The following is a 16,790-nucleotide window of genomic DNA, read 5'->3' on the forward strand; positions in this document are numbered from 1 at the left end:
GGGAAATCTGCCCGATGGTAGCCCGCGGCCGATGCGGCGCACCAGACGGCAATCAGCGGCGGAGGACGCGGAGGCTCTCGGGCGCCGACCAGAAGCGTCTACCCGCCCACCGCCCACCGAGCTAGCATGAGCGCCACCCAGGAGGTGCGTCATGACGACGATCGCGACCCCGCTCACCGAAACCGAGCTCTACGAGGCCGGCCGCGCGGCCCGCGCGCAGGTGCCGCGGTCCGCCCAGGCGGAGTACACGCCGCCGCCCGGGCGCGACCCCCTCGGCATCCTGCACGAGCAGAACGAGTCGCGGCTCCCGAACCTGGTGCAGTTGCGCATGCAGCGGATGAGCACCGACCCGTTCGCCTTCTACCGCGGCACCGCGGCCATCCAGGCCGCCGATCTGCGGGGGGCTCCGACCTCCGGCGCCGAGGTCGTGATCTGCGGCGACGCGCACGTGAGCAACTTCGGCATCTACCGGTCGCCGGAGCGCTCGATGGTGTTCGACATCAACGACTTCGACGAGTCGTCGGTCGGCCCGTGGGAGTGGGACGTCAAACGCCTGCTCGCCAGCGTCGTCCTGGCCGGGCGCTCGCTCGGGATGGGCGGCTCAGACCTCCGTGCCGTCGTGATCTCCGCGGCCGCGATGTACCGCAATTCGCTCCGCAACGCCCTCCAGCAGACCCTGTACAACCGCTACTTCCGCCCCACCAGCCTGGTCGACCGGCAGATCCTCAGCCCGGACAGCGAGCGCATGATCAAGCGCACCCTCAAGGAGTCGGAGAAGCGGACGAGCGAGCGCGTCGCCCAGCGCTCCCTGGAGGAGGGCGGCGACGGGGGCCTGCAGTTCGTCGAGAACCCGCCGGTGCTCACCCGGCTGGAGCCGGAGGTCCGCACGCTCATCGAGTCGGTCTTCGCCGCGTACCGCACGACGGTCCCCGCGAACCTCGCGCTGATGCTGTCGCAGTACACCGTGCTCGACGCCGCCCGCCGCGTGGTCGGCGTCGGCAGCGTCGGGACGCGCTGCTTCATCCTCGCCCTCGGCGACCCGACCGGCGACGTGCTCATCCTGCAGCTCAAGGAGGCCAGCCGCTCCGTCGTCCAGCAGTTCGGCGGGATCGAGCCCGTGGCCGGCTACCTCGACCCGGAACTGGAGGCACAGCACGAGGGCTACCGGGTCGTCGGCTGCCAACGCATCCTGCAGGCGGTGTCCGACCCGTTCCTCGGCTACCTGAACGTGGAGGATTACAGCTTCTACATGCGCATCTTCCGCAACCGGAACGCCTCGTTCGAGATCGCGGACATGAACCGCGTCCAGTTCGGCGAGTACGCGCAGGCCTGCGCGATCGTCCTGGGCCGTGCACACGCGCGCTCGCCGAAGGCGCAGTTCGCGGCCGGGTACATGGGGACGGGCGGCACCTTCGTGCGAGCGGTGGCCGAGTGGGCGCACGCCTACGCGGACCAGTCCGAAGCAGACTACGCGACGTTCGTCGAAGCGGTCCGCTCCGGCCAGTTCGGGTGAGCGCGGCTGGTTCTCAGGATGGTCGCGACACCCGGGTTCGGGAGGTTGCGGCCACCGTGAGAACCAGGCTCGCGTCTGAGGCGCCCCACGTCACCCTCGGCGTGTGAAGGGCGACGTGGGAGCGCAGCTCACGGCCGGGCGAGGAACGCGCGGACCGCGTCCAGCACTGCCGGCGTGTCCAGGTGCAGCCCGTGACGCGCGTCCAGCTCCAGCATCCGCGCGTCCGGGATCCCCGCGGCCAGCAGCCGCGCGTGGGACACCGGGGTGAGCGCGTCGTCCCGCCCGTGGATGACCAGGGTCTCGGCGCGGATCCGGCCGAGTGCCTCCCGCGCGTCGTGATCGCGGCTCGCCGCAAAGTGCCCGCGCAGGGCCGGGCGCGACGCCACCCGGTCGAAGAACCCGGCCACGGCCTCCGGGTGCCCCTGCGCCCAGTCCGCGTCGAAGAACAGCGGCAGCATCCGCTCCCGGTCGCCGCTGAGCAGGTCGCCGACGACGGCCGGGTCGCGTCGCGCGTGCGCCCCTCCGGCCCGGTCGCTCGCGGTCGTGCCGATGAGCACCAGCCGGCGGACCCGCGACGGATGCTCGGCCGCCAGCCACTGCGCCACGCGCCCGCCCATCGAGTGCCCGACCACGTGAGCAGCCGAAACGCCCGCCTCGTCCAGCACGGCGAGCGCGTCGTCGGCGAACAGCCGGGTGCTGTACGCGGCCGGGTCGCCCCCGCCGCTGTCGCCGATGCCGCGATGGTCGAACACGATCACGCGGAAGTCCTCGGGGAGCGCGTCCGCGAACGGTCCCCAGCCGTGCATCCCGGTCGCCTGACCGGCGATGAGCAGCAGGGGGACGCCGCTCCCGCGTTCCTCGAACGCGATCGGCACACCATCGTCGGCGGTCGCGAGAGGGGGCACGGGGTGTGAGTCTAGCGGCCGCCGCCGCTAGCATCGCGGCATGCATGTGCGACTGCGCCCGGTGACCGACGCCGACGCGGACGCCGCCTTCGAGATGATGCGCGATCCGGAGGCCGTCCGGATGGCGGCGTTCACCGCTGCCGACCCCGACGACCGGGCCGACTTCGACGCACGGTGGCGACGCCACCTCAGCGATCCGGCGATCACGCTGCGCGCGGTGGAGGCCGACGGCGGCTTCGCGGGAACCGTGGCGGCGTTCACGCTCGACGGCGGCCGGGAGGTCACGTACTGGATCCGCCGCGTGCTCTGGGGGCACGGCATCGCGACAGCGGCCCTCCTCCTGCTCGTCGCGGCGGAGCCGGCCCGACCGCTTCACGCGCGCGTCTCCGCGGCGAACGTCGGATCGCAGCGGGTCCTGGCGCGGGCCGGGTTCGTGGAGACCGGGCGGGAGTCCTCCTACGCCGCGGGCGCCGGAGGCCCGGTGGAGGAGCTGCTGCTGGAGCTGCGCTGAGCGGGGGTGGTCTCTGCCGCTCTACTGCTCGGGCCGCCCGTGTCCGACTACTCCCCGACCTTCATGCGCTCCCCTCGTACGGCCCGCGCGCTCCAGCGCCCGTCCTCCCGCTCCACCCGGATCGGGTGCTCGAAAGCGGTGCTCACGGTCTCCGTCGTCACGGCCTCCGCGATCGGCCCGGCCGCGACGATTCGGCCGTGCGAGAGCAGCAACGCGTGCGAGGTGGTCTCCGGCAGCTCCTCCAGGTGGTGCGTGACGAGGACGCTGGCGAGATCGGGCACCGCGACGGACAGTCCGTCGATGGTCTCCAGGAGCTGCTCGCGCGCGGCGACGTCGAGCCCGGTGGTCGGCTCGTCCAGCAGCAGCAGCCGCGGCTCGGACACGAGCGCCCGCGCGATCAGCGCCCGGCCGCGCTCGCCCTGGGAGAGCGTGGGCCAGCGGGCGTCGCGCCGGTCGTCGAGGCCGATCGTGCGGATCAGCTCCCGGGCGCGGTCTGTCTCGTCGGCGGTCGCCGCCCAGCGCATCGGTGGCTCCAGCGTGCCGGTGATCCCGGTGAGGACGACCTCCGTCACGGTGAGCGGCGAGCGCACGGGATGACGCGGGTTCACGTGGCCGATGTGCCGGCGGAGTTCCTGCAGCTCCACGCGTCCGAGCCGCCGGCCGAGCACGTCGACGGTGCCGGAGGTGGGGAACGCGACGGCGCCGCAGAAGCCGAGCACCGTGCTCTTGCCTGCGCCGTTCGGGCCGAGCAGCGCCCAGTGCTCGCCCGCGCGCACCACGAAGCCGATGTCCTCCAGGATGTGGCGCCCGTCACGCCGGAAGGTCACATCGCGCAGTTCGAGCACCGTCTCCATCCCTCCATCCTGCCGTGTTCGCCACCTCGGACCGCCCCCGCCGCCACAGGTCCCGGTTCGGTCTCGTACGGCACTCGTCACCGGCAACGCAGGAAGCGCTCAGCCTCCCTTCGCAGGCCCCCCGCTATCAGGGACCCACCCGCTTCGCCTCGGACCGTTCGCCCGGCACCCGCTGGCGTGCCAGGGATCCTCACCTCCTCCCCTCGCCTCGCACGGCTCTCCCCGCGGACCGATCAGGTGTTCGGGGTCGGAGCCGTGGTGGCAGTCGTGCCGTGCTTCGCCGGCGCGAGGTGAACGATGCGGGTGGCTGTGACGGAGTCGCCGCTGCGGGGTCCGATCACCCCGATCCGGTCGCCGACCGCGAACGAGGCCTGGGCGGCCGGCTTCTTCGCGGTGCCGAACATGGTGGCCGAATCGACGGTGACGGTGACGGTCGCGCCGGCGGCCGACTGAATCGTCCAGGTGCCGCCGGACATGGCCGTCACCACCCCGACGGTGCCGTGAGCGTGCTTCTGTTTGGCGGTGCCCGCGCCGCCGTTCTTGGCGTGCACCCCGGTGTTCATCGCTGCCGGGGCCACGGAGTCTCCCCCCGCGACTGCCGCCGAGACCCCCCATGCCGTCCCGCCTGCGACCACGACGATCGCGAGCGCCGCGGCCGCGACGGAGAGCCCGACCAAGTGACGTCGCAGGAACGAGGCCCGACCCGGTTCGCCCGACTTCATCGAGTCCGTGACTGCCATGCCCGCGGCGGGCGCGCTGGAAGCTCCGGCCCACGCGGCACGCGGCGGAGAAGTCGGCCCTGCACCCGACTCCCTCGGATCATCTGGATTATCCGCTGACCCCGCTGCCGTAGCGTGCCGCGCGTCGACCGACCGCAAGGGCACCGTGTCCCCAGCCCCGCCCTCATGCGCTTCGACCCACCAGGGCAGCGGCTCCGTCGGCAGCTCGCGGCCTCCATCCGCACCGCTCACCGCTCCCCGCGCAGCGTCGTCACGGTGATCGTCCGCGTTGTCCTCGACGTTGTTCCCCGCGTTGTTCTCGGTCCCCGCGTCGTTCTCGGTCCCCGCGTCGTTCTCGGTCCCCGCGTCGTTCTCGGGGGTGGTGCCGGCGTCATTCGTGTCCATGTCTCAACGGTGACAGGCGCACATCAGGGCCATGCTCACGGAATGTCAGAGGAAGGTAAAGCCACCCGGAACTCAGTCCCGCCGCCCTCGACAGCGGACACGTTGATCCAGCCGCCCAGCCGCCCGACGAGCGCCCGCGCAATAGAGAGGCCGAGGCCGGTCCCGACCGGCCGGGCACCGCGGTAGCGCGCGTGGAGGGCCCCTCGGTCGAACGCGACGGCGGTGTCCTCAGCGCTCAGCCCGGGACCGCGGTCCCGGACGGCGAGCTCGACCACCCGCTGCGGGGAGAGGCGTCCCACGATGACGATCTCCGTGCCGGCCGGCGCGACGCGCAGCGCGTTCTCGACGAGGCCGTCCAGGACCTGTCGCAGCCGCATCTCGTCGGTGTGGACCGGGATCGGTTCGTCCGGCAGCGCGGCGCGCAAGGCCACGTCCGCTCCCCCGGCCGAGCCCGCCCACGCCCGCACGACGGCGCCGACCGTCTCCCGCGCGTCGAAGTGCGTCTTCGAGATGGTGAACTCGTCCGCCTCCAGCCGGGCGAGCTCCAGCAGATCGTCGAGGAACCTCCGCAACCGCTCGGACTCCGCCGAGAGCGTGCGCCCGGCCTCCGCCACGTCGCCGGGAGGGATGACCCCGTCCGCCAGCGCCTCGGCATAGCCGCGGATCGCCGTGAGGGGCGTGCGGATCTCGTGCGAGACGGAGAGCAGGAACTCGCGCTGACGGTCCTCGCTCGTCGCGAGCGCGGAGTCGAGCGTGCGGAGCGCCTGCGCGATGTCGTCGATCTCGGCGACCGACTGAGGCTCGATCTCGACGTCACGCCAGCCGCCGGCGAGCGCCCGTGCGATGTCGGCCAGCCGGCGCAGCGGCCGCCCGAGCAGGCGCGCGAGCAGGACACCCGCCACGGTGGCGACCGCGAGGCCGATCGCGAGCGCGAGCACCATGCCGCGCAGCAGCTCCGCGTCGCCCGCGGCGATGTCGGCCACCTTGCGCACGCCGACGATGCCGCCGCCGTTCGGGCCCGGAATGCCCACCAGGACCGCGTCCTTGCCGTTCAGCGTCGTGTTCGCCGAGACCGGCTTGCCGTCCTGGAGCCTCCGGGCCACGTCCGCGCTGACCGAACCCCGCGCCGCGCCGGTGACCGTGCCGTCGGGCGAGACGACGGCGAAGCGGTCGCCCACCACGCCGACCCGCCCGGCCGCCGCGCGTCCCGATGCGACCAGCGCCGTCGCTTGCGCCTTGAGCTGCTGCCGCGCCTGGTTCTGCTCGACCGTCTGGATCACCTGGACCGCGACCAGCGCGGTCACGAGCACCGCGATGAGGGCGACGGCGAACGTCACCAGAACGAATCGCGCGCTCAGCGAACCGAGCGGCCGTCTGGGTTGCGCCACGCCTAGGCCTCGTCCGCCACGCTATAGCCCACTCCGCGGACCGTGCGCACGATCCCCGCCGCGTCGCCGAGTTTGAGACGCAGCTGCGCGATATGCACATCGACAGTGCGACTGCTGCTGTAGTTCGCGACCCCCCACACCGACGACAGGAGCTGTTCGCGGGTGAACACGCGGCCCGGCTGGCTCATCAGCCGGTCGAGGAGGTCGAACTCGGTCGCCGTCAACTCGACTCGGCCCGCCGCGGTCTCCACCCGCCGGCGCGCGCCGTCGATGTGCACGCCGCCGACCGTGCGGGCGGGCGCTGCGATCGGGCCGGCGGCACGCCGCACCATCCCTTTGACCCGCGCGACGAGCTCGCGCGGTGAGAACGGCTTGGTGAGATAGTCGTCGGCGCCCAGCTCGAGGCCCACAACGCGGTCCACCTCGTCGTCGCGCGCGGTGACGAAGATGACGGGCGTCCAGTCGTCGCGCGCCCGCAGGGCACGGCAGACCTCGATGCCGTCGAGGCTCGGGATCCCGACGTCGAGCACGATGGCCGCCGGCCGGAGGCGCTCGACCGCGGCCAGAGCCTCGCGACCGTCGGACTCGACGTGCACCCCGAAGCCCGCGCCGGACAGGTACAGCCGTTCCAGCTCGACGATGGAGGCCTCGTCCTCCACGACGAGCACCAGCCCTCTCTCTTCACTCACCTGACCATCTTCTCTGGTCACGCGGCTGCGCGCCCCCGTTTCCGCGCTCCCTTACCGTTTCCTTACATTCCGCTCTCATCCGCCGAACACTCCGAGCGTTGACTCTCTCTATGTCCACTTCATCCCGCCTCCGCAGCCCGCTGGCGCTGCTGATCGCGTTCGGCGCCGCGCTCGTGCTCGCCGCAGGGGCCGCAGCTGCGACGGCCGCGGCCGTCGCGTCATCGGCTCCGCTTCCCCGCGTCGACACGACCGGCTTCCCCGCCGGAGGCTCCAACCCGGGCATCTTCACCGACACGTGCGCACGGTCCGAGACCGCACCCGACGACCCGATCATGATGCCGGGCATGACAGGGATGTCGATGCAGCACGACTTCTTCGGCAACCCCGCCGTGAACGCCTCCTCCACCGCGGCGATGCTCCGCGCCGGCTCGACGACTTGCTCGACATCCGCCGACGCATCGGCGTACTGGACGCCCGTCGTCTACCAGAACGGCACCGCCCTCGTGCCGGAGCGCACCCTGCTCTACTGGCGCACCCCGGCGGGGATCGCGTCCTCGACCCGCACCATGCCGGAGGGCATCAGCCTCATCGCGGGCAACGAGACGGCGACGGCACCGCAGAGCACCTCGATCGTCGATTGGACCTGCACGACGACCGCCTCCGACCCACGGCCGGGCAAGGCGTCGTTGCCGCACGACTGCCCGTCGGGCTCGCAACTCCGGCTCGTCATCACGTTCCCGAACTGCTGGGACGGGCACACGATGGACGGCCGCGACCGCTCCGGCGCGGTCTACGCCACGAGCACGGGATGCCCGGCCTCGCACCCCGTGCACATCCCGCAGATCGTGCTCCACGTGACGTATCCCACCGCGAGCGGCGCGGGGATCACGCTCTCGACCGGGCCGCAGAGCCAGGGCGAGCCCGTCACCGGTCACGCCGACTTCATGAGCGGCTGGCAGCAGAGCCGGATGGACGCGGACGTGGCCGCATGCGACACGGCGCAGGTGCGGTGCGGGCCGGTGAAGGGTGCCGACGCGACGCCGCAGGGTGGCAAGGCGCCGGGTGGGGAGGTGGGCAGAGGGAAGGCATAACCGGGAAAGCGGACGAGGAGTCGTAACCGGGAAAGCGGACAAGGACTCGTAGCCGGGAAAGCGGAGGACGGGAAGGCAGAGCCGGCAACGCGGAGCCTGCAAGGCTCAGCCCGCAGGATTTCCCGCGGCGGGCGAAGCCGGTGACCCGTCAGGCAAGACTGCCTCTGCTCGCCGGGTCGCCTGGGGTCGCCCGCTTCGGACCAGGAATTCGTTGCCACACCTCCCTGTACATTTCCATACGAACGCAACACAATGACATAACATGAGCCACCCTCATGTAATCCGGACTCCCGATCAGCGATTACGCATTTTCGTCTCCTCCACCCTGCAGGAGCTTGCGGAGGAGCGGCGTGCCGCCCGGAACGCCATCGAACGGCTTCACCTCGCTCCCGTCATGTTCGAGCTCGGTGCGCGGCCGCATCCGCCTCGCGAGCTCTATCGTTCGTACCTCCAGCAGTCCGATGTCTTCCTCGGCCTGTACTGGGAACGATATGGCTGGGTGGCGCCCGACGAGCAGGTCTCCGGGCTCGAGGACGAATACAACCTCTGCCCCGACGACGTCCCGCGGTTGCTCTACGTGAAGGCGTCCGACCACCGCGACGAGCGGCTGACGGGCCTCCTGAACCGGATCCGCGAGGACGATCGGGCCGCCTACAAATACTTCGAGACCTCCAAAGAGCTCGCCCGGCTGGTGGAGGCCGACCTCGCCACCCTCCTCGCGGAGCGGTTCGATCAGAGCAGGCCCTCGGTCCAGGACGAGCCGGATCCGTCGCTCGCGGGCCTCCGACGGTCGGGGCCGGACCCGGCGGTAGCGGATCCCGTTCGCCTCCCGGTGCCGCTCACCGGGCTCGTCGGGCGCGAGCGGGACATCGCGGAGATCCGCGGGATGCTCGCGTCCGGCACCCGATTCGTCACCCTGGTCGGTGCGGGCGGGATCGGGAAGAGCCGGCTGGCCATCGCGGCGGCCCGCGCTTCGGCGCCGGAGTTCGAGGACGGCGCCGTCTTCGTCGACCTGTCGGCCGTGCACGACCCCGAACGGGTCCCCAGCCGCATCGCCCAATCGCTCGGCGTCCGTGACACGGGAGACGCACCGATCATGGACAACCTCGCGACCGCACTGCGCGAGCGCAGCATCCTGCTCGTGCTCGACAACTTCGAGCAGGTGGTGGAGGCCGCGCCCGCTCTCACCACGTTGCTCGCGGAGGCACCCGAGCTCGCGATCATGGTCACCAGCAGGGTCCTGCTGCGCATCAGCGGCGAACAGAGCTACGACGTCGAGCCGCTCGCCGACGAGCACGCGGTCGACCTCTTCGTCGAGCGCGCCCACGCCGTCAAACCGGACTTCGAGATCACCCCCGACAATGAGGAGGCCGTCGAACGGGTCTGCGAAGCCCTCGACGGCGTACCGCTCGCGATCGAACTGGCCGCAGCGCGGGTGCGGGTGCTCTCCCCCGCCGAACTCCTGGAGCGGCTGGACCGACGGCTGTCCGTGCTCGTCGGCGGACCACGCGACCTCCCGGCCCGCCAGCAGACCATCCGCAGGACGATCGAGTGGAGCACGCAGCTCCTCGACAGCGACCAGCGGAAACTGCTCGCCCGGCTGGGGGTGTTCGAAGGCGGATTCACGCTGGAGGCCGCGGAGTTCGTCGGGTCGGAGAACGCGCGGGGTGGGCTGAGTGACACCGGCGACGTCAGTGCAGACGAGACCAGCGACCGCGCCAGCAGCCCCACCGGCGCCACCGGCGCCACCGGCGAAAATGACGTCCTCGAGAGCCTCGCCGCACTCGTCGACAGCAGCCTCGTCGGCCAGCACGACAGCGACGACCGGCCACGGTTCTCCTTGCAGGCGATCGTCCGCGAGTACGCCAGGGAGCAGCTCGCCCGCAGCGGCGAGCAGCCGGCAGTCCGCGACGCGCACGCGCGCTACTTCCTCGCCCTCGGCGACGACGCGGAGGACGACCTCCGCGGGGCCGGGCAGCGCCGGTGGATGCAGCGGCTCGGCGACGAGCGCGACAACCTGCGGGCGGCCGAGCGGTTCCTGCTCGACGGCCACGACTGGGACCGGGCCGCGCGCCTCGCCTTCAGCCTCTACCTGTACTGGTGGGTCACCGGCCTCCTCGGCGAGGTGCGCACCTGGATGGAGGAGGCGCTGTCGTCCGGCGACGAGCTGTCCGCGCACACCCGCGCCATCGCGCTCTACTTCAGCCGCACCATCATGTTCTGGAAGGACCCCGACGGCAGCGTCGCCGCCGACCTCGCCGAGAGCATCGAGCTCTTCCGGCAGACCGGCGACCCCAACGGCGAGGGGATCGCCTCCATCTCGCTCGCCCTCGCTCTGCTCGCCGGCGACGCCCCGGACACCGCGCGCGCCCGGCGGGTGATGGAGGCCGCCCTCGACCTGTACCGGTCGACCGGCAGCGCATGGGGCGAGTCGATGGCGCTGGTGCTGCTGGGGCGGGTGGCCTTGCGGGAGGGCGACCTGGCGGAGGCGCAGGACCACTTCACCGCGAGCCTCGCGCTCACGAACCGCTCCGGAGACCGCGTGGGCCAGCGGATCGCGTCCTACCACCTCGGGTGGACCGAACTGATGCTCGGCGACGTGGCGGCGGCGCGCTCGGACTTCGCGCTCAGCGTCACGATCTCCGCGGCGGTCGGGCACCCGGAGGGCATCGCGTACGGCCTGGAGGGCATGGTCGCGGTTGCCGCACTGTCGCACGACGATGAGCGCGCGGGCGAGCTCGCGGGCGCGGCGCAGGCCCTCCGCGAGCGCAGCGGCCTCCACAACGGGCCGACGTTCACGTTCCACCGGCGCTACCTCGACGACCTGCTCTCCGGGCCGCACGGCGACGAGGTCGCCGCTGCCATCGCGGCCGGGCGGGAACTCACCGTCGAGGAGGCGGTCGCGGAGGCTTTGGAAGTGGGTCGCGGAGAGTTCGAACCGGAGGAAGTGCCCGAGAACGATCCGGGGGAAGCGCCCTAGAACGACCCCGGGAGCCGGGGCGAGAACGGCACGGGGAGCCGGAGCCACAACAGAACGTTGGAGCCGGAGCGAGAACGGCACGGGGAGCCGGAGCGAGAACAGGCCACCCCAAGACCGAGGGCGCCGGAAACGATACCCCCGACCCGCACCCTCCGCCCTACGGCACCACGATGTCGAAGTCCGGGTCCCCCTGGTCCAGCACCCCGACGAGCGCCGTCAGCACGCCCAGGTCCCCCTCCACCGTCAGCCCGTCCGACTCCGTGTCGCCGGCGACCAGCCCCAGCAGTCGCGGCTTCGTGAGGGTGAGGTGCAGCGGCGCCTCCCGCGACGGCTCGCGCTCCACGTACACGAACACGCCGTTGCGCAGGGTGAGGTGGAAGCTGCGGCCCAGGTCGGTCAGCGTGATGTCGAACGCCAGGTCCAGGTTCCACGCGCGCGGTCCGTCGACGCGGATCGCGACCGAGTCGAAGAGCTGTTCCGGGGAGAGCTGGATGAGGATGGCCGGCGACGCCGTCGCGGTCGGGGTGCCGAAGTTGCCTTCGCGCAGCTCCGTCGCCCCGGACAGGAAGAAGTTGCGCCAGGTGCCGTTCTCCGAACCGTAGGCGAGCTGTTCCAGGGTGTCGGCGTAGAGCGCGGTGGCCGCCTCGTCCGCCGGCGAGGCGAAGACGGCGTGGTCCAGCAGGGTCGCGGCCCAGCGGAAGTCGCCCGCCTCGTAGGCCGACCGCGCGAGCTCGACCACGCGGTCCACGCCGCCGATCGCCGCCACGTACCGTTCGGCCAGCGCCTGCGGCGGGTGCGGCCAGAGCCGCGCCGGGTTGCCGTCGAACCAGCCCATGTAGCGCTGGTAGATCGCCTTCACGTTGTGCGACACCGACCCGTAGTAGCCGTGGGTGCTCCACTCGGCCACCAGCGCGGGCGGCAGCTCGAAGTCCTCGGCCATCTCCGCTCCCGTGTAGCCGCGGTTGATGCCGCGCAGCGTCTGGTCGTGGAGGTAGCCGTACAGGTCGCGCTGCACGCCGAGGAAGCGCCGGATGCGGTCGCCGCCCCAGGTCGGCCAGTGGTGGGAGGCGAACAGCACATCGGACCGGTCGCCGAAGCGCTCGATCGCCTCGGTCAGGTAGGCGGACCAGATGTGCGGGTCGCGCACCAGCGCGCCGCGCAGGGTGAGCAGGTTGTGGGGAGGTTGTGGGTCGCGTTCTCGGCCATGCACAGCGCGCGGTAGCGGGGCAGGTAGAAGTGCATCTCCGCGGGGGCCTCGGTGCCCGGCGCCAGTTGGAACTCGACCTCGACGCCGTCGACCGTGAGCGTCTGGCCGGTCTCCCGGATGTCCACGGTCGGAACGAGGATGCCGGGCTCGCCGGCGGAGGTGGTCTGGCCGAGACCGGCGCCCACCTGACCCGACGGTCCCTTGTCGAGCGCCGCGCCGTACATGTAGCCGGCACGGCGGCCCATCGCGGTTCCGGCGTAGACGTTCTCGGAGATGGCGTGGCCGAGGAAGCCTTCGGGTGCGATGATCTGCACCGTGCGGCCCTCCAGGTCGGCGGACTCCACCACCCCGAGCACGCCGCCGAAGTGGTCGATGTGACTGTGCGTGAAGATCACCGCGACCACGGGGCGGTCGCCGCGGTGGGCGCGGTACAGGCCGAGCGCGGCCGCGGCGGTCTCCTTCGAGATGAGCGGGTCCACGACGATCACGCCGGTGTCCGACTCGACGAAGGACATGACCGACAGGTCGAACCCGCGTGCCCGGTACACGCCCTCGACCACCTCGTAGAGGCCGTGCTTGGCGGCCAGCTTCGACTGCCGCCACAGGCTCGGGTTGACGGTGGCGGGCGCGTCCCCGTCGACGAAGTCGTACGCCGCCGCGTCCCACACCGGGTTGCCGTCGGCGTCGCGGATCACCGCGTCCTCCAGCGTGCCGAGGAAGCCGCGGTCGGCGTCGGCGAAGTCGTCCGTGTCGGCGAACGGCAGCGTGTCGAGCAGCGCGCGGTTGGCGTCAGCGATGGTGGCGGTCGGCTCGTTCTGCTTCATGGGTCTCTCCCTCGGGGCCGTGCGGTGGTGCGCACCGTTACCGCCGAGGTTTCCTCAGGCACGAACGGAGCGTCTAGCCCCGATCCGCCGGATCGCGCCACATCGTCGTGACGGGGGCGCCGTCGATCACCGCGTGGAAGCCGCCCACCGGCCGGAAGCCGGCGCGCGCGTAACGGTGGTCGTTCGCCGGGTTGGTCGACTCGAGGTAGGCGGGAAGCCCGTCCACGTCGAACCGGGCGAGGTCCTCCGCGAGCAGCCGCTGCCCGATGCCCTGCCCGCGGTGGTCGGGATGCGTCGCCAGCAGGCTCAGGTACATGTGGGCGGGCTCCCGCGGGTGGGCGCCGTCGAACAGCGCGTACAGCTCTTCGTAGGCGGAATATCGCTCCGGCGACAGCGTCGAGACCAGGAGGGCGTCGAGGTCGCGCTCCTGCTCAGGGGTGAGCTCGTCCACGTCCGGGGGCAGCCAGACCGCGACCGTGGCGGCCTCTCCCGCCGGCCCGTCCATGACGGAGACGGTTCCGTGACCGACCGCTCCCGCCACGAAGAACCGCCAGAACGGAAGGAGGTGGCCGGTGCCGCCGTCTGCGGAGACGAGCGCGGGGCCCCACACCGGGTCGTCGCGGAACGCGAGCGCGATGGTGGTGGTGATCGCGTCCACGTCGTCGGGACGCGCGGTGCGTCGCTCCATGGTGGGAACTTTAGCCGGGGGCGCCGACAGCGGGGAGGCTGCTGCTCAGGCGACCGTCGTGTAACGGCGGAAGGCGTCCAGCACCTCGTTGGCGTGGTCGGCGCCGGCGATGGTGATCCCGTGTCGGCCGTAGACCGGGAGCGGCGCGTCCAGCCGGGTGCCGTCGCCGAGGAAGATGTGGATGGTGCGGGCCGGGAACTCCCGATTGTTGATGCTCACGAGCAGCCGCCCGGGATGGACGTGGCCGATCGCGCTCCACGCGAAAGCAGCCCGCGGTTCGTCGGCGGACCCGCGCCACAGCTCGACGCCCGCCGGGCCGACCGACACCGTGATCGACTGTCCGAGGGTGCCGTGCGCGCCCTCCCACTCCTCGAGCGCGTCCTCCAGCTCGGGCGTGCGCCGGCTGAGGAAGACGAAGGCGTCGGGCCGCCGCCGGGCGACCGCGTTCGTCTTCTGGCGTGTGCGGAGCGCGGTGGCGCCGTAGACGATCGCGATGACTCCGGCCGTGAAACCGAGCACGAGCAGGACCACGACGAGCGGCACGCCGATGTCCGCGCCGTGCGCCGAGGCGACGACGAGAGGGATGCCGACCACGAGCAGGAGGGCGACGGTCACGACGCTGCCGAGGAGCAGGCCGCCCGTCCGACGAGACCTTCCGTCGAACCGCACGCCGCCGGACGACCCGCCGTTCAGCACCGCCCCCGCGGACAGTCCGGCCGTCTCGCCGTCCCCGGCCGTGCGTCCGGGCTTGGTGAGCACGGCGGAGCCCGCGCGCCGGATGACGACTCCGGTCGCCGGGTCCACTTGGTCGAACTGATGGAGGACGCCCGCGCGGGTCGTGTATCCGGCGGCCGTCTCGGCGATATCGCGTCGCCGCACGAGGAGCATGCTGACCATGATCCAGGTCAGGGACGGAGCGACGATGATCAGGGTCATGACGATCCGGTCGGCGGGGCGACCGTGTATCGAGACGCCGATGACGTACAGGGCCACCACGGCGCCGGCGGCCACGTACACCCCGATCTGCACGCGCTTCACGATGGCGTTGAGGCGGTAGGCGGTCATCCCGGGAACCAGGTCGTACTGGGTCCGCTGCGGCGCGGTGTCGGTCACGGAGCGAGCCTAGGGCGCGAGGCCGTTCGCCGATGCTCCCCGATTCGGGTGTCAGCCGGGGTACTGCGGCAGCATCACTGCGGATGCGGCGCCACTGCGGATGCGGCGTTACTGCGGATGCGGCGCTACTGCGGATGCGGCGTCTGGCCCGCCTCCAGCATCCCGATCAGCTTGGCGAGGCGGTTGCCGCGGCTGGTGGCACTCGGCGCGGTGGCCACGCGATGGATGACGGAGTAGCGGTTCGCGGCGTTGAGCGTCGCGAAGGTCGCGGCGGCGGCCGCCGAGACCTCGAGCGCCGCGGCCAGGTCCTCCGGGATCTCCGCCGTGCTCGACGGCGCGTACGCGCGCTCCCAACGACCGTCCGCCTTGGCGCGCTCGATCTCGGCCCGGCCGCGGTCCCGCATCCTGCCCTCGGCGATGAGCGCCTCGACGAGCCCGATGTTGCGCTGCGACCACAGCGATGCCGGGCGGCGCGGCGTGAACCGCTCCACGAACGTCCCCGCGTCGCGGCTCCGCTTCTGCCCGTCGATCCAACCGCTGCAGAGCGCCTCGTCCACCGCCTCCGCGTAGCTGAGGGAGGTCGGGTCGGTCGTGCCCTTCTTGGCGAGCACGAGCCACACGCCGTCCGACGCATCCTCGTTGGCGTCGAGCCACGCCCGCCAGGCGGCGGCGTCGGCGACGATCAGCTCGGTCGCGGCTGCGGAGGCGGCGGGCGTCATTCCGCCATCGTAGGGCGCACGTCCGACACCGGCGCCTCACACATGCAGCAGCACCAGCACGTGGTAGACCACGTACGCCGGCCAGACGATCGCCTGCAGCAGGCCGAGCACGACTCCCCAGAACGAGCCGTCGGAGACCGACACGAAGTAGACCGCCGCGCCGATGTACGCGATGAAGAAGAAGAACCCCCACTGCGCCGACTGCACGACCACCCGGCCGCGCGAATTGTCGCTCATGGCCGACAGAGTAGCGAGTAGGGGCGGCGCCGGGTAGCGCCTGCGCACAGAGCCGTGCCGCGGGAGGCCGGCACGGGGAACCTTTTCCGAGCCCGGCCCGCACCGATACTCTCGGCTCATGGCCTCCGTCCCGCTCACCGACGCGCAGGTGCGCGAGCTGCGCGAGAAGTACGCGGCGGGCGCACGGCAGGTGCAGCTCGCGGCGGAGTACGGCGTGCGCCAGAACACCGTGTCGAGCCTGGTGACGGGCAGGTCGCGTCAGGAGGCCGGCGGCCCGATCATGCCAGGCAAGGCCCGCAAGGTGACGAGCGCGGAGGTCGTGGCGATCCGGGAGGCCGTCGCGGCCGGCGCCTCGCGAGCGGAGGTCTCCGAGCGCTACGGGATCTCGCACCAGATGGTCTCCAATATCGCCTCCGGCCGCGCGTTCGCGGACGTCGGCGGCCCGCTGACCGGCGCCGCGGCGACGCGCGCCCGGCCGCTGACCGTGGAGCAGGTGGAGCGGATCCGCGAGCGGGTGCGCGCCGGCGAGGACCGCCAGGCGATCGCAGACAGCTTCGGCGTCTCGCACTGGACGGTCGCGTCCGTCGTCCGCGGCGCGACGACCGGGGTGGCGGAGGCGACCGGTGACGACGACGAGGTCGTCCAGATGCGCCGGCTGCACAGCGCCGGGGTGTCGCAGACCGAGATCGCCCGCCGGTTCGGCACCAGCCAGCAGCGGGTCAGCCTCATCGTGCGCGGAAGTTCGCACGCCGGCCACGGCGGTCCGATCGCCGAGGCCCACCGCAGACGGCTCGGCGACGAGGAGGTGCGCGGCATCCGCGAGGCGTACGCCGCGGGCACGCCCCTCGCCGAACTGGCCGAGCGCTACGACGTCGCGCCCGCGATCCTTCGGCTCGTGGTCACCGGGCGCACCTACGCCGACCGCCCCGGCCCGATCGCGCGCTGAC

At 72.0% G+C, this 16,790-nt stretch carries 16 protein-coding genes; 5 read left to right on the plus strand and 11 right to left on the minus strand.

The features are described 5' to 3' along the window. The first annotated feature begins 151 nt into the window (after window positions 1–151). Window positions 152–1,513 (plus strand): DUF2252 domain-containing protein, encoded by a 1,362-nt coding sequence (locus ABIA36_RS01945; protein WP_369960591.1) that lies wholly within the window; start codon window positions 152–154, stop codon window positions 1,511–1,513. A gap of 128 nt (window positions 1,514–1,641) precedes the next feature. Here ABIA36_RS01945 and ABIA36_RS01950 read toward each other — a convergent pair whose 3' ends face one another. Further along, on the minus strand, window positions 1,642–2,418 hold the full coding sequence (locus ABIA36_RS01950) for an alpha/beta fold hydrolase (protein WP_369960592.1): 777 nt from the start codon (window positions 2,416–2,418) through the stop codon (window positions 1,642–1,644). 40 nt (window positions 2,419–2,458) lie between these two features. Here ABIA36_RS01950 and ABIA36_RS01955 point away from each other — a divergent pair, with 40 nt between their 5' ends. After that, window positions 2,459–2,929: a GNAT family N-acetyltransferase gene (locus tag ABIA36_RS01955; RefSeq protein WP_369960593.1), complete on the plus strand. Its 471-nt coding sequence runs from the start codon at window positions 2,459–2,461 to the stop codon at window positions 2,927–2,929. A gap of 47 nt (window positions 2,930–2,976) precedes the next feature. Here ABIA36_RS01955 and ABIA36_RS01960 read toward each other — a convergent pair whose 3' ends face one another. From ABIA36_RS01960 to ABIA36_RS01975, 4 genes are all read right to left on the minus strand, one after another. Beyond that, entirely contained in the window at window positions 2,977–3,783 is an 807-nt protein-coding gene (locus tag ABIA36_RS01960) for an ABC transporter ATP-binding protein (RefSeq protein WP_369960594.1), read from the minus strand. 233 nt (window positions 3,784–4,016) lie between these two features. Continuing rightward, window positions 4,017–4,907 (minus strand): DUF5666 domain-containing protein, encoded by an 891-nt coding sequence (locus tag ABIA36_RS01965; protein ID WP_369960595.1) that lies wholly within the window; start codon window positions 4,905–4,907, stop codon window positions 4,017–4,019. Window positions 4,908–4,942: 35 nt separating this feature from the next. Then, complete coding sequence (locus ABIA36_RS01970; RefSeq protein WP_369960596.1) at window positions 4,943–6,295, minus strand: sensor histidine kinase; 1,353 nt, start codon at window positions 6,293–6,295, stop codon at window positions 4,943–4,945. 2 nt (window positions 6,296–6,297) lie between these two features. Next, on the minus strand, window positions 6,298–6,984 hold the full coding sequence (locus ABIA36_RS01975; RefSeq protein WP_369960597.1) for a response regulator transcription factor: 687 nt from the start codon (window positions 6,982–6,984) through the stop codon (window positions 6,298–6,300). Between the two features lie 110 nt (window positions 6,985–7,094). On the opposite strand from ABIA36_RS01975, the gene ABIA36_RS01980 reads away from it, so the two are divergent. After that, window positions 7,095–8,075 (plus strand): DUF1996 domain-containing protein, encoded by a 981-nt coding sequence (locus ABIA36_RS01980; protein ID WP_369960598.1) that lies wholly within the window; start codon window positions 7,095–7,097, stop codon window positions 8,073–8,075. A gap of 262 nt (window positions 8,076–8,337) precedes the next feature. Continuing rightward, window positions 8,338–11,055: a DUF4062 domain-containing protein gene (locus tag ABIA36_RS01985; RefSeq protein WP_369960599.1), complete on the plus strand. Its 2,718-nt coding sequence runs from the start codon at window positions 8,338–8,340 to the stop codon at window positions 11,053–11,055. Between the two features lie 157 nt (window positions 11,056–11,212). Here the strand turns inward: ABIA36_RS01985 and ABIA36_RS01990 are convergent, their stop codons facing one another. The 6 genes from ABIA36_RS01990 to ABIA36_RS02015 form a co-directional block, all read right to left on the minus strand. Continuing rightward, window positions 11,213–12,265, minus strand: coding sequence for an alkyl sulfatase dimerization domain-containing protein (locus tag ABIA36_RS01990; protein ID WP_369960600.1), 1,053 nt, complete (start codon window positions 12,263–12,265; stop codon window positions 11,213–11,215). Continuing rightward, window positions 12,169–13,086 (minus strand): MBL fold metallo-hydrolase, encoded by a 918-nt coding sequence (locus ABIA36_RS01995; RefSeq protein WP_369960601.1) that lies wholly within the window; start codon window positions 13,084–13,086, stop codon window positions 12,169–12,171. Before ABIA36_RS01995 ends, ABIA36_RS01990 begins: the two co-directional genes overlap by 97 nt. Before the next feature lie 73 nt (window positions 13,087–13,159). After that, complete coding sequence (locus tag ABIA36_RS02000; protein ID WP_369960602.1) at window positions 13,160–13,774, minus strand: GNAT family N-acetyltransferase; 615 nt, start codon at window positions 13,772–13,774, stop codon at window positions 13,160–13,162. A gap of 45 nt (window positions 13,775–13,819) precedes the next feature. Further along, window positions 13,820–14,887: a hypothetical protein gene (locus ABIA36_RS02005; RefSeq protein ID WP_369960603.1), complete on the minus strand. Its 1,068-nt coding sequence runs from the start codon at window positions 14,885–14,887 to the stop codon at window positions 13,820–13,822. A 125-nt stretch (window positions 14,888–15,012) separates the two neighbouring features. After that, window positions 15,013–15,606: a YdeI family protein gene (locus ABIA36_RS02010; RefSeq protein WP_369960604.1), complete on the minus strand. Its 594-nt coding sequence runs from the start codon at window positions 15,604–15,606 to the stop codon at window positions 15,013–15,015. Between the two features lie 36 nt (window positions 15,607–15,642). Beyond that, window positions 15,643–15,843: a hypothetical protein gene (locus ABIA36_RS02015; RefSeq protein ID WP_369960605.1), complete on the minus strand. Its 201-nt coding sequence runs from the start codon at window positions 15,841–15,843 to the stop codon at window positions 15,643–15,645. A gap of 118 nt (window positions 15,844–15,961) precedes the next feature. Between ABIA36_RS02015 and ABIA36_RS02020 the strand changes: the two genes are divergently transcribed. Beyond that, the gene (locus ABIA36_RS02020; RefSeq protein WP_369960606.1) at window positions 15,962–16,789 is read left to right on the plus strand and encodes a hypothetical protein; all 828 of its coding nucleotides are present in this window, start codon (window positions 15,962–15,964) and stop codon (window positions 16,787–16,789) included. Window position 16,790: the final 1 nt, after the last annotated feature.

Origin of the sequence: Leifsonia sp. EB34, assembly GCF_041260585.1 — a bacterium.
Lineage (GTDB): Bacteria > Actinomycetota > Actinomycetes > Actinomycetales > Microbacteriaceae > Leifsonia.